Here is a 13074-nt window from a genome sequence, read left to right as displayed (position 1 = left end):
TACAATCGCGAATCGATAGCAAAAGCGCCGCCGAGTTTTGGTGTCCCAGAGAGCGCAGCGAACGACTTGATGCGTTTGTTAGGCATACTCTTGACTTTGCACATGCAATTCAATCGAATCTAGTAAGCATCGAATTAATATACTAATGACAGCACTCATCCCCTCGACAAGTGGTCGTTGGTTTTCAGTAAATGACTTTTGTCCATGGAATAGGTTACAGCGAGCCTGATAAATAATAGACAAAAGACTTTTATGGCACCCTGTTCTAGCTTTACTGACTAAAGATTGGTCTTTTTCAATATCAGGTTCGCCAGTTTCATAATTGGTATGTATATAAAAGCCACCGTAAGATAGTGCATCATATATGTTTGTTGCTCCGCCCAAAGCCATGGGACTGTTTTCAATTAACGACCTTAAGTTGGCTCTCCCACAAAATGCTTCAACACCATCAATTGCTGCCATTCTATCCGGTGGAGGAGAAAAAACACGAGCCCCTCTACGAGAAATAAAACGTCTGTATAGGGGGTGATTTTGATTTATAAGTATATGAGCTGCTTCTTCATATAATCGATTATAAGCCACCCACAAAGTGAAAAATTTATCAAAAACACCTTCCAATGGACCGGTATCTGTATTTTCTGCCTTTCTCAACCAGATATTGATAAAAGAGCTTAAATGATCATAGTTTAACTCCACGAGACCTCCTTGTGTGCCTAACAATTTAATATCGAGCGATTGGGTCGTTTTTCTCCCGCAACCTGTCTCGTTTTTGTCCTTAGACCATTGATAGCAAATTTAGGAAGTACTTACCAGCATTGAAGTTACGTTACATTGCTCTAAACGTGGATAAGACTAAAACGACCCAATGGGTCGTTTTCTTGACTATAGGAGAAATACAACAACACTGTATATACACACAGCTATTTGTTGGAGCTAGCTCAATGAGAACTCGTTCACCATTTTTAAACCACATCGCCGAGTTTATGTTGACTAAGCAATATTCACTCAGAACCGTTGATACATATCTTAAGTGGATTTCTTCCTATATTCATTATCATGGTAAACGTCACCCAGCTTCAATGGGCAATAACGAGGTTGTCGAATATCTCGACTACCTTGTACTTAAACTGAATGTGTCTCCTAAAACACAAGCGACAGCGTTAAATGCGTTATCTTTTTTGTATAAGCAAATAATTAAACAGGAATTGTGTCCGAATCTAACGTTTGTTAGAAGCAAGCGCCAATCTAAGTTACCAATTGTTATGACCCCCGAGGAGGTTAAACTCCTCATGTCGTTTTTAAGTAAACGATATTATTTAATTTCAGGTTTAATGTATGGTAGCGGCTTACGTGTAATGGAAGCTGTTCAACTACGAGTTCAGGATATTGACTTTGACTACAAGTGCATTCGGATCTGGAATGGTAAAGGGAATAAACATCGGGTGGTTACACTCGCCACAGAACTTATACCTTTGCTAAGAAATCAAATTGCTCAGGCTGATGAATACTTAAAATTAGATTCCCAGAATGAACAATATGCTGGTGTTTGGATGCCAAAGGCATTAGCAAGAAAATATCCTAGCGCCAATAAGTCAATTGCTTGGCAGTATCTATTTCCCTCATATAAGTTAAGTGCTGACCCTGAAACTGGCGAGATTCGCCGACATCATTTTCATCAAACAGGTGTACGTAAAGCGGTTAAAGAGGCAGCCAAAAAAGCACAAATAACAAAACCTATAACGCCCCACACTTTTAGACATTCATTTGCTACCCATTTACTACAAAGTGGTGCAGATATCAGAACCGTGCAGGCTCAACTTGGTCATTCCGATGTGAAGACAACGCAAATATATACTCATGTTTTACAGCAAGGCGCAAACAGTGTTGTTAGCCCTTTGAGCAAAATCTTCTAGCTTGTTTTGGGGCAGAAATGTGTTGGCTGAACGTCGGCTTTGTATAATTGAGCAAATTGCACAGGAAGACATTGAGCATATCTAGTTCGCTCTTAATAGTCGGTTACAAGTTATCATCTGGGTCAATTCATACGGATACATGACTGTTACCATCGAGTTTGAAATAAACGTTTTTCAATCTCTTCAATTTCCGTATGTAGATCTGTGTCTTCAATTCGAAGAGCTGCGTCCTTTGCTATTTCAGAATATGTTAATGCTCGTTCGTTGTCATTTTGAGTCAAGTATAATTCTGAGATTTCGATGGCAACTGATGCAATATATTCGACCTGACCGTGTTGTTGAGCCAGTTTTAATGCTTTTAAATAGGCTGATAATCGCTCCTCACTATCGTTTGTAAAGTCCGCAAGTGTCTCCCACTGAAACGGGTGATCCAACACTGTATTTTCGTGAGTTTCACAGATGTTCCTTAGTTTTCGGTGTGCTTCCCAATAAGCGTTTGTTGAGGATTCGTTTGTGATTTCTAAAGCGAGTTCCAATATCTGTTCATGGAATGGTGGTTTAAATTCCATAGATGTTCCTATCAAGTCAGGCGCACTTCTTATGTTTGCTATGCACTGCTTCCATTTCTAAACTATCGATGGCTGTTATCAGGAATCTTTTGGCCCTATTTTTATCATCTCGGGCCAAACGCAAAGTATACCTTTCGTAATGAGGGTGTTTTGTACTTGCGTACCTAAGGCGACTCGACTTGCTCCCAAAGCTCAATTTTCACGCCATTTGGGTCAAGTATCCATGCGAATTTTCCGTACCCTTCGTCAACAGAATCAAGTACTTCCACACCTCTCGATTTAAGTAACTCGATAAAGCCTGCAAGATCATCCACTCGCAAATTAATCATAAAGTTGTGGTCGCTTGGCTTGAGGTATTGGTTATCTTGGAAATAACTAATTAGCGAATAAGGGTTCTCACCTTGCTCTTCAGTCCAATTTAATTGCGGACCATAATCGCCATCAATACCCAACTTTTCTCGATACCACGTTTTTGTGGCTTCTACATCGCTGACCACATAAAACACGCCACCTAACCCGGTTATTTTTGCCATACTCTTTCCCCTAAAATGTTTTAAACAACTTAGTTTCAATGGTTAAGACGTTCTGTTGTGGATGTGCGCTGAGTCACACTTTCCACACCACTTTGTATCTACCAGCGCCACTCTCAGATGGTCCATAAGGACTTACCAACCCGAATTACCTTGTAAAGAGCACAACGAATGATTTTAAAATTAAAGCATGACTTAGTTTACAACTAAGTCAAACACCACATTAATTGACGAAGTGAACACGATGTTTTCTTGAAGATAACGTCCTGGCTCTTTACTCTTACGCAGAGATCCAGTAACCACAATGCGCTCCACATCACTGTTGGCTCCATACCTGTCATAACTGTTGTTTGAATTTGAATTGATGCTGTAAATCTGGCCTAGCTTTGCACCGAAAGCTTTTGCCAAAGACTTCCCTTTATCCTTGGCATTTTTAACCGCCAATGCATTCACTTCATCTTTAATAGCTTCTTCATCCGAGGATTTGAGTTGAATATTGGCTATCTCATCAATATGAACATTTAAGGCGAAATCCATTAGTTCGTTTAACTTACTTAGATCACGCAGGGTGACCTTTAAACGTCTTGTCGCTGAATACCCTTTAAGTTGCTGTTTGCCATTATCGTCATAGTCATAAACAGGCTGAGTTGAAAGGCTCGATGCGGATACATTGTACTCGTTAATACCAAAGCGGCTCAGACCGCCTAAAAATTCATTAACTCGGCTATCTGTGTCTTTTTTAGCCGCAAGGCTTTGTTGTTGCGTACTCTCTACTTCAAAGCTAATTAACGCTAGGTCAGGTTTGGCTTGTAATTGAGCCGTCCCAGTCACAGCAATATGGCGATTGTTTAGAAGGCTATTATTTGCCTGTGATAAGCAAGAAAAAGTGAGCAACGCACTGATTATTATATATTTCATCGACACTCCATGTGCTCAGGAGCGACCTTGTCGCTCCTTAGTTGATAGGGAAGTAACTATCGGGATTTAATCAACATTTTTCAGTGCTTTACGTTGACGAGCGAGCTTAAAAATAGCATAAGCCTCCCAAAGCATGATGGCACCGCCAACACCTATCATTGCATAGCAATTTCGCGGATCATTCAAAAAGTCGATAAAGGCGTCGCCGTTAACTGCAAAGACGCCGTACAATCCAAGTCCAAATAGAATTGAACCCGGCGCGCCGAGTAATTGCACCTTCATCATTTTTTTGGTTATGGCCGTTTGTTTTTCTTCCATATTATTTGTCATTATTTTTTCCTTTTTGAGAGAGAGCTTGCTTAATCTATTCCTATTCGGCGTACGCAGTCACTGCAATTGCGCAGTGCGTATCAATGCCAAGCAACTATAATCCACCGAAGCAATCCCTTATAATTACCTCATTATTGCCAATAGAGAAAGCCTTTTGCACCCAAATAATTGCCACAAAAACGGTTATGACTTCAATGCCTTGTGTAAATCCTTACCTATCCTCGAAGCATTTCTTGTGCAGCGCCCAGATGGGAAAGACACCATCAACTTCAGTGATCCTATTGCGTTAAAAACGCTTAATCAGGCACTCTTAAAGCATCATTACAATGTGGCGATATGGGATTTACCTGATGGTTTTTTGTGCCCACCCGTTCCAGGCCGCGCAGACTATGTGCATCATTTGCACGACTTGATAAGCAAGGACACTGAGTTAAATGTCAGCCAACGAAAAGTGCGTATCTTGGACCTCGGCACGGGTGCTTCGCTGATTTACCCGATACTAGGCAACGCATTATTTGAATGGCAATTTTTAGCCAGTGATATTGACACACAGTCGGTCAAACTTGCCAAACAACTGGCGCAACTCAATGGTTTGCCAATCAAGGTCATACAGCAAAAGCAACCTGCTCTTTACTTCGATGGCATTATCAAGGCGCAAGATACGCTTGTAGCCACCATGTGCAACCCACCCTTTCACGACAGTGAACAAAGTGCGATTGAGGGCTCACAGCGAAAATGGCGCAACCTCAAGGGCGAGCAAAGTGCTCAACTGAATTTTGGCGGGCGAAGCAATGAATTATGGTGTGAAGGGGGCGAATTCGCGTTTATTCGCAATATGATTTTAGAGAGTACTCATTTTGCAGAGCAAGTAATTTGGTTCACAAGCTTGGTATCTAAAAAGGAAAATGAGCGCCCACTAAAAGCGGCTTTACGTAAAGCGGGGGCTGTGCAGATTGAAGTGGTGGCCATGAATCAAGGGCAAAAAGTCAGTCGCTTTATTGCTTGGAGTTTCATGGACCAACAACAACGCTCTCACGCACTGCAGAGCGTATTAAGCTAATTGGCCTTGTTCGCTATCGAGCGCTTCTTTGTAGTGTGCACGACACACTGACACATAGCGCTCATTACCACCAATTTGCACTTGGTCACCACTTGCTACTGCATTGCCATCACTGTCATATCGAAGTACGTGGTTGGCTTTACGCCCACAATGACACACTGTTTTCAGCTCAATCAATTTGTCAGCCCACGCTAACAAATATTGCGAGCCAACAAAAAGCTCACCGAGGAAGTCGGTTCTTAATCCATAGCACAACACGGGAACACCCAATTTATCAACAACTTCCGTTAATTGCATAACCTGTTGCTTTGATAAAAATTGGCTCTCGTCCACCAGCACACAATGTAAGGGTTCTTCTTTATGTTGGCGCTCAACAAGAGAAAATACATCTGACTGATCATCAAAAATAAATGCATCTGCTTGTAAACCAATGCGAGATGCCACTTTGCCAACACCGGCACGATCATCAATGGCCGCTGTCATGATCATTGGGCGCATTCCACGCTCACGATAATTAAAAGCAGATTGGAGTAAGGTTGTTGATTTTCCGGCATTCATCGCCGAATAGTAGAAATATAACTGTGCCATGGGAATTCTAATTAAATAAGCGCTGGGCAAGCTTACACTAAGCGTGCAGTAAAGTCATATTATCACCCTACCTGTAAACGCAGGATTTTCTATTTGTAGAGCGCTTTCATAAAGAGGTAGCGTAGATATATTTCCGTACCATCGTGCTGACCAACTGTGTCCCATAGAGCCTCAACACGCGGTTTGTGCATCGCGTAAAACGTCGGTGTCACTGCAAGATATCCATGTAATTGTTCGAACGGAGGATAGATTGGGCTCACTCCTTCAACACCACTTTGGTCTGCATAAACGTTTCGACCATTGATCTGACATACCCCCATCACGGCATGAACGCGTCCGTTTTTTAATAGTCTATAACCATCCTTTGGTGAAAAAACGGTATGAAGTAACAGCGGTTCATTTTCAAGCTTATCTGCAATTGCATAGCCGTTAGGCACAGCCACAGACAAAGGTTGATGGTCAGTTAACTGTTTTCTTCGCCAATATTCATGGAATAGTTGGGTGCCAATAAAGCAGTTACCTAGTTGCGCCAATGAACGAGAGGTATCTAGTTTGCCATCTTTCATTGGGTAACTAAGATGTTCGATTCGATGTCCGCGAAAGCTGGCAATTACAGCATCCGCTTCTTGGCGCGCCAACATTTCCCAGCACCGCATCCAAGGTCGACGCATGAAGGAAAATTTTACATCAGCTTTTTGCTCTATTTGGAGCAAAATATCAATATTCGCACCCGGTTCATTTGCGGGGACATGCTCTCCCTCTCCAAGATAAAAAGGAACGACTTGCTTATCTTCATAACACAAGCGAATGTCCAAAGGTCTTGCATAAGATTTACATGCATAGAAGCACGCACTCGTTACAACCAACCAAGTAACAAATCTGCTCACACTACACCCACTTTCTGTACCTTAATCATCAACATGGAGTATAGCTTGTTCAAACTGCAACAACCACTGTTTACGCTCAATACCTCCCGCATAACCTGTTAAGGTTCCGTTACTTCCTATTACTCGGTGGCATGGCACAATAATACTGATAGGGTTTCGCCCGTTCGCTGCGCCGACTGCACGCACGGCCTTTGGATTGCGAATAGTTTGCGCAATATCCAAATAGCTGTTTGTTTTTCCAAACTCTATATCCCGCAACGCCCCCCAGACTTGTGATTGAAACGCGGTGCCATTGACCTCTAAAGGGACTGAAAATTGTTGACGTTTGCCAGAAAAATATTCAGTCAGTTGCTGACAACCAAGTTCAGTGAGCGGATTCTTTGGAGTAGATGCTGGCAGAAAACGTGCTGAATCAAAGCCTACATAACTCAAGCCATTTTCTGTCGCTTGAACCACCAAGTCACCTATCGGGGTGTCCATCATTTGTTGATATGTATTCATAGTGTTTGCCATAATTGAAAAGTTAAATACGAGCGAAACGGTGATGCTTTCTGTGCGTCAAAATGCTCGACATTATTGAGTGCTTTTTTTACCCCTAAGTCACCACCTAAGTAAATATCAGGATCACTGCAACCACGCATTTTCGCGTAATCGACCGTCCAAGGGCCAATCCCCTTTATAGCCAACCAATCATCTAAATTATCCCAGCCATGTTCAGCAACAAATGCACTGAGGTCGATAATTGCTTGCTTACGACGACCGGGCATTTTAAAAAACGTCAGCGCATCTTGAGCAATAATAGTCGCGGCAGGAAAATACTGACCGTTTTCACCCAGTTCTTTCACTAACAAGGTGCACAAATCTCGGGCGGCGGCCACGCTGACTTGCTGCCCTAAAATCGCGCGTATCCCAGCTTCAAAAGGATCCCAAATTCCGGGCAGTCTCAAACCTTGAACCAGCTCGTACTGCTCACCTAAAGCAAGTTGAATTTGGGTGTTAATCACTTGGCTGTCAGCGTCGACATCCAAAATTCGGCGAATATTGGCAACCACACTTTGCAGGTGTTGCCAATTATCAAGCGTGATATCGACCCAAAAGCCCTGTTTGTCTTCATCGAAATGTACTTCAAATTCGCCTTTACACTCTCGGAAAGTAAATGTACGCCCGTAAAGGTTCTCTCCTACCCATTCCATTGGACTGATCACGCGTTTACTAAGAAAGCCCAGCATAGCTGGCCAATTAAATGGCGGACGAACACTGAGAAATAGTCGAATATGATCCACGCTTCGTTTGTGTGTTTTTCTAATCTCGCTCGGCGTCAACTGTAAGGTCTTTTTAAACGCATCATTAAAACGACGTACACTGTTGAAGCCAGAAGCAAATGCAATATCGGCAATTTTCAGGTTCGTTTGTTGCAGCAATTGTTTAGCGAATTGGCATTGGTTGAACAACGCATATTGCCCAGGGGCGATACCGTAATGACGTTTAAATAACTGATTCAGATAACTTGAAGAGACACCGAGTCGGTCGCTGAGTTGTTGCGCATCACCGTGACTAAAATGTCCCTGATCGATAAGTTGTTTCGCGCGTAAAGCTGTTGTTTGTGCGCCCAACCACGGGTAACTGCCAGGACTCGCGTCAGGACGGCAACGCAAACACGGACGAAATCCGGCTTGGCTCGCTTGGTGTGCATGTTCAAAATATTGCACGTTACTTTCTTTAGCCGGTGGCGCAGGACAAATGGGGCGGCAATAAATACCTGTGCTCCGTACGGCCACATAGAACAAGCCATCGAATCGTTTATCTCTGCTCAAGCGCGCTGTCTGACAAATAGGATCAGAAAACATAAATCTCTGCGTGGGTAATCTTTAATAAGGTCAGCTTAACGCATTTGCAACGCAACTATAGCCGGATTTTGCACTCAATAGGAAAAGAAACAAAAAATGCCGAGACTCGCTCGGCACTCAAATTTGAAATTATTAGGCTTGCTCAGCAAATTGCAGTAGCTCTTCACCATCTAATCGGTAAATAATCCACTCGTCCTGAGGTTTTGCGCCAATACTGTGATAAAAATCAATCGCTGGCTTGTTCCAATCGAGCACGACCCACTCGAAACGTCCGCATTGTTTTTCTACAGCACGACGCGCTAAGAACTGCATCAAGGCTTTACCGGCCCCTTTGCCCCTTTGGTCTTCATTGACAAATAAGTCTTCCAAATACAGGCCGTTGCGACCGAGCCACGTTGAGTAGTTGTAAAAATAAACCGCAAAGCCGATAGCGTGTGCATCATGCGCATCACTGTCAAAACAAATAACGCTATGCGCTGTAGCGCCTTCAGAAAACAAGGTGCGCTCAATATCTGCTTCTGTTGCAACGACGGCGTCAGGTTCTTTTTCATACACTGCGAGCGCATTGATAAATTGATAGATCAACGGCACATCGTTAATAACTGCATCTCGTATGTATACTTGGCTCATTTTGGTTCCTTGGATGTAGCAAATTAATTTAATGCCCATCAGCTTTACTAGTTAAGCCGATGGGTGTAACTCACCATCATACAAGGGCAAGACCACCTTGCAAGTTATACACGTTATCAAAGCCAAGTGATTTCAAGTTATTGATGGCCTGTCCAGAGCGGTTGCCCGTTCTACATACCAACACATAGCGAGTTTGAGGGGATAACTGATGAGAGAAAAATGCATTAGCTAAACGACTCAAAGGCACGTTCAATAACTGACCATCATTAACGTTGAACAATGAACGAATATCTTTTGCGCCATGCTCATAGGGTTCGCGAACATCCAACACCATGGTTGGGTATTGCGCATCTTCGAGCATGTGTTGCACTTGCTCAACTGTCAGTTGCATCGCATTTTCCTGCTTCGCAACAAGACTGAAACCGCACAAAGCACCACAATCACTCATTGATTGCTCATCCATTTTCGCTTTTTGCGCCACAAATTCTTGTTCAGTTATTTGTTCGTTGAGCAACTGCTGGATAAGCGGTGTAGCTTGCACTTGTGCAGCCCAAGTCAGCGCAAAACACTGTTCATAATCGTGCGCTGGACAAATAACTGAATCGTCACTCAGCGTCGCTGCTAAAGTACGAATCGATTCAGCCATTTGCACCGTATCAGCATCGTCGAACTGAGTACTGCCTAGGCCGCTAAATATAAAGAGGTCACCACAGAAACAAGCCGACACATGTTCGCCTTGGCTTAACACATAACTGTAGCTATCAGCGCTGTGGCCAGGTGTTGCAATACGTGACAGGGTTTGTTCACCCAAGCGGATATTTTCGCCCGGCCAGCCCAGTTCATCACCGATATCCGCCATCGCTAAACGATTCGTTAGCAGGGCACGTGCTGAGTCTTTATCTTGATGCTTGTGAGTTTCCAACACCGCTTTTACATGTAAGTGCTGTTGCGATACAAGGCGCACTAAGCGTGGCACAAGTTCTACAACAGGGTCGATAATAACGGCTTCGTTATTAGACGCCACATACAACCAACAGCAACTTCCTTGGTGACGAAGCTGAGTGAGGCCCATCGCACAGACCTCATGCTCGGGCTGCGCCGCATCAGACACGATTAAACAATTATTCGCAAGGACAGGCTTGAGTGCGCAAATACGCTCGCATGCCAATTCAATCTCTTGTGCAGTTGCCGCCGGACCAAACGACATACGGATTGCGTTTTCGCTTTGCCAATCACTGGCGTTCATTGCATCAAGCACAAAGCTGCGTGATGCGCCAGAGCTACACGCAGAGCCGCCGCTGACACGAATACCGGCAGCATCGAATAAATCCATGACTTCTTTGGACGTTAAACTGTTAACACAGAAATTCAGCGTTGTTGGCACGGTACCAGCCAATGGTGCATTGAAAGAAATATCGCCAAAGGTATTTTCCAATGCGGTGATCAGCTGTTGGCGATATCCATGCAGCGTTTCAACTGGTTTAAATACGTCCGATGATTTATCCAATAGCAGATCAAATAATTCATAAAGACCCGCAATCCCTGGCAGATTTTCAGTGCCTGAGCGCATGCCGCTTTCTTGACCACCACCTGCAATAAAGGGTGTATATGGGCTATTTTCACGAATGTATAAAAAGCCAATGCCTTTGGGAGCATACAATTTATGACCAGAAAACGGCGCGTAATCGATAGTCGTGTCACTTAACGCTAACGCTTGCTTGCCCAAAGCCTGAACACAGTCAACCATCCAGCTTACATCTTGGTTGTGTTCGCGAATAACGTTTTCTAATTGTTGTAGATCTTGGTAAACACCTGTTTCATTGTTAACCGCCATCGTACAAATCATCAATGCACTGCCCACATGTTCCGCAATAAATTGCTGATCGAGTAGACCATTCTCATCCACTGGAATAGCAAGGACTTGTGCACCAAGACCCAGTACGTCATTCCAATGTTTTAATGTGTTTGGAACGGCTTTGTGTTCGGTTGCACCGTAGAGTAATACACTGTCTGATGTGGCTAAGTGGCGTTTAGCTAACAAGGTAGAAACGACCGCTGTTTGAATACCCTCAGTCGCACCGGATGTAAATAGAATATCGCCTTGAGCAGCGCCAATAACGTTTCGCGCTTTGGCTCGCGTTTGTTCAAGTAAGTACTTTGCTTGTACGCCGGTGATGTGTGAGCTGGAAGGGTTGCCGAAACACACTCGCATGGTATGAGACACAACATCGGCGATACGCGGCAACACAGGGGTCGTTGCATTGGCATCAAGGTACACAAGATCTTGACTAGTCTGAGTGAAGAAACGCTGGGACATAAGACTCTATATTACAAAAAGCTATAACTTATAACCATTGTACACAATTGTGCCCAGCGTCATTAATACCGATTTGTTTGCACTAAAAATGCTTTTATCAGTTTTTCTTCTATAGGTTAGGTGGTTGCGCTGTCTTCACTGACTTCCAGTTTGGACGACCATGCATTGGCAAGAGCGCGCACGAGCGAGGCCAGTGGTATTGCAAAGAATACGCCCCAAAACCCCCACAAACCGCCAAAAAACAAGACCGCGGTAATAATAAACACGGGATTTAAATCAACAGCTTCGGAAAACAATAAAGGCACTAATACATTACCGTCGAGCGCTTGGATAATTCCGTATGCAACAAGCACAGTCCAGAATTCGCTTGTTAAGCCAAATTGGAACAAGGCCACAGCCGCAACAGGAATGGTTACAAGCGCAGCGCCGATAAAAGGGATTAATACAGAAAGTCCGACTAAGACTCCAAGCAACGCCGCATAACGCAGACCAAATACCGTGAAGACAACAAATGACACACCACCGACGATGATAATTTCGAACACTTTGCCACGTATGTAGTTCATGATCTGTTGGTTCATTTCTTGCCAAACTTGCTGAATCAGGCGACGCTGATTTGGCAACAATGCACTGACACTATTAACTAACTGGATTTTGTCCTTGAGCATAAAGAAAACAAGCAAGGGCACGAGCACCAGATAAATGAGCCAAGCAACGACATCTTTTAAAGACGTGAGCGAGACGGAAACGACCAATTGGCCAAACTCGACGGCCTTAGTTTCAACACTGGTGACAATGGAGCGCACCTGTTCTTGAGTGATAAGCGCTGGGTAATCATCTGGTAAATGCAATAGATAGTGTTTGCCCTGCTCCAACATAGTCGGTGCTTCTTGTAATAGGTTAGTGGTTTGCTGCCACAATATTGGCCCAAACCCAAAAATGAATCCCCAGCACTGAGGAGCAAAATACACTCATTACAATAATGGTCGCTATCGTGCGCGAGAACCCTACTCTTTCTAACCTTAATACCGGCCAGTCCAGCAGATAGGCAATGACAATAGCAACCAAAACGGGCATCAGCAGAGCACCAAAAAAGTACAGTGCAGCAAATGCACACAGTAATAACAGTAACAGCGTTACTGAATGCGGATCTGAGAATTTACGTTGATACCACGAGCGCACAAATTCAAACACAGGCAACGTTCTCCACTGTAATCGTTACGTTTTCTTCTAATTCTACTAGTTTATAAGGTAATTTTCGTGCTCTTAAGTAACGCTGAATGTCACTCAGGCTAGTCGTTTCGTGCAACGCCAAGGTAAATTCAATATCTTGACCTTGTTTTTGAGCACAGATAAGTGCCAATTTAAATCGCACAAAAAGCTCTGGGCATTTGAAACACGTGAGATCTAATTTTTCCATATTACCCAGTTAAATTTACTGTTTTGCTATTTTTTTTAGAGGTGACAGGCTCTTATATTGTAACC

At 43.5% G+C, this 13074-nt stretch carries 14 protein-coding genes and 1 pseudogene; 2 read left to right on the top strand and 13 right to left on the bottom strand.

All coding sequences use genetic code 11. The annotated features are described in order from the left end of the window. Nucleotides 1-78: 78 nt before the first annotated feature. A complete protein-coding gene (locus ACH19P_RS17060) occupies nucleotides 79-696 on the bottom strand; it encodes a hypothetical protein (protein WP_462159809.1) in 618 nt (205 codons plus the stop codon). Between the two features lie 245 nt (nucleotides 697-941). On the opposite strand from ACH19P_RS17060, the gene ACH19P_RS17055 reads away from it, so the two are divergent. After that, nucleotides 942-1913 carry an integron integrase gene (locus tag ACH19P_RS17055; RefSeq protein ID WP_462159808.1) on the top strand — a complete coding sequence of 324 codons (972 nt, stop codon included), beginning with the start codon at nucleotides 942-944 and terminating at the stop codon, nucleotides 1911-1913. Between the two features lie 146 nt (nucleotides 1914-2059). On the opposite strand, the gene ACH19P_RS17050 is transcribed toward ACH19P_RS17055, so the two are convergent. The 4 genes from ACH19P_RS17050 to ACH19P_RS17035 all read right to left on the bottom strand — a co-directional run bounded on the left by ACH19P_RS17050 (nucleotide 2060) and on the right by ACH19P_RS17035 (nucleotide 4260). Beyond that, nucleotides 2060-2482 carry a hypothetical protein gene (locus ACH19P_RS17050; protein WP_462159806.1) on the bottom strand — a complete coding sequence of 141 codons (423 nt, stop codon included), beginning with the start codon at nucleotides 2480-2482 and terminating at the stop codon, nucleotides 2060-2062. 164 nt (nucleotides 2483-2646) lie between these two features. Further along, nucleotides 2647-3015 carry a VOC family protein gene (locus ACH19P_RS17045; protein WP_462159805.1) on the bottom strand — a complete coding sequence of 123 codons (369 nt, stop codon included), beginning with the start codon at nucleotides 3013-3015 and terminating at the stop codon, nucleotides 2647-2649. A 192-nt stretch (nucleotides 3016-3207) separates the two neighbouring features. Next, nucleotides 3208-3930 (bottom strand): SIMPL domain-containing protein, encoded by a 723-nt coding sequence (locus ACH19P_RS17040; protein ID WP_462159804.1) that lies wholly within the window; start codon nucleotides 3928-3930, stop codon nucleotides 3208-3210. Between the two features lie 66 nt (nucleotides 3931-3996). Beyond that, nucleotides 3997-4260, bottom strand: a complete 264-nt coding sequence (locus tag ACH19P_RS17035) for a hypothetical protein (protein WP_462159803.1) — start codon at nucleotides 4258-4260, stop codon at nucleotides 3997-3999. Between the two features lie 154 nt (nucleotides 4261-4414). Between ACH19P_RS17035 and rlmF the strand changes: the two genes are divergently transcribed. Further along, nucleotides 4415-5320: a 23S rRNA (adenine(1618)-N(6))-methyltransferase RlmF gene (gene rlmF / locus ACH19P_RS17030; protein WP_462159802.1), complete on the top strand. Its 906-nt coding sequence runs from the start codon at nucleotides 4415-4417 to the stop codon at nucleotides 5318-5320. Here the strand turns inward: rlmF and ACH19P_RS17025 are convergent. From ACH19P_RS17025 to ACH19P_RS16990, 8 genes and pseudogenes are all read right to left on the bottom strand, one after another. Next, the gene (locus ACH19P_RS17025; protein ID WP_462159801.1) at nucleotides 5312-5908 is read right to left on the bottom strand and encodes a thymidine kinase; all 597 of its coding nucleotides are present in this window, start codon (nucleotides 5906-5908) and stop codon (nucleotides 5312-5314) included. The genes rlmF and ACH19P_RS17025 overlap by 9 nt on opposite strands. A gap of 89 nt (nucleotides 5909-5997) precedes the next feature. Then, entirely contained in the window at nucleotides 5998-6795 is a 798-nt protein-coding gene (locus ACH19P_RS17020; protein ID WP_462159800.1) for a hypothetical protein, read from the bottom strand. A gap of 21 nt (nucleotides 6796-6816) precedes the next feature. Then, on the bottom strand, nucleotides 6817-7296 hold the full coding sequence (locus ACH19P_RS17015) for a methylated-DNA--[protein]-cysteine S-methyltransferase (protein WP_462159798.1): 480 nt from the start codon (nucleotides 7294-7296) through the stop codon (nucleotides 6817-6819). After that, nucleotides 7293-8642, bottom strand: a complete 1350-nt coding sequence (locus ACH19P_RS17010) for a DNA-3-methyladenine glycosylase 2 family protein (RefSeq protein WP_462159796.1) — start codon at nucleotides 8640-8642, stop codon at nucleotides 7293-7295. Before ACH19P_RS17010 ends, ACH19P_RS17015 begins: the two co-directional genes overlap by 4 nt. A gap of 132 nt (nucleotides 8643-8774) precedes the next feature. Continuing rightward, nucleotides 8775-9272 (bottom strand): N-acetyltransferase family protein, encoded by a 498-nt coding sequence (locus tag ACH19P_RS17005; RefSeq protein ID WP_462159795.1) that lies wholly within the window; start codon nucleotides 9270-9272, stop codon nucleotides 8775-8777. A gap of 76 nt (nucleotides 9273-9348) precedes the next feature. Next, nucleotides 9349-11589 (bottom strand): aminotransferase class V-fold PLP-dependent enzyme, encoded by a 2241-nt coding sequence (locus ACH19P_RS17000; RefSeq protein WP_462159794.1) that lies wholly within the window; start codon nucleotides 11587-11589, stop codon nucleotides 9349-9351. A gap of 116 nt (nucleotides 11590-11705) precedes the next feature. After that, nucleotides 11706-12783: pseudogene (locus ACH19P_RS16995) on the bottom strand (AI-2E family transporter). Beyond that, the gene (locus tag ACH19P_RS16990) at nucleotides 12776-13009 is read right to left on the bottom strand and encodes a hypothetical protein (protein WP_462159793.1); all 234 of its coding nucleotides are present in this window, start codon (nucleotides 13007-13009) and stop codon (nucleotides 12776-12778) included. The pseudogene ACH19P_RS16995 and the gene ACH19P_RS16990 overlap by 8 nt, the downstream one beginning before the upstream one ends. Nucleotides 13010-13074 lie beyond the last annotated feature (65 nt).

The sequence above is a fragment of the Pseudoalteromonas sp. GB56 genome (genome assembly GCF_054923835.1).
This window is presented reverse-complemented; position numbering and strand designations above follow the sequence as displayed.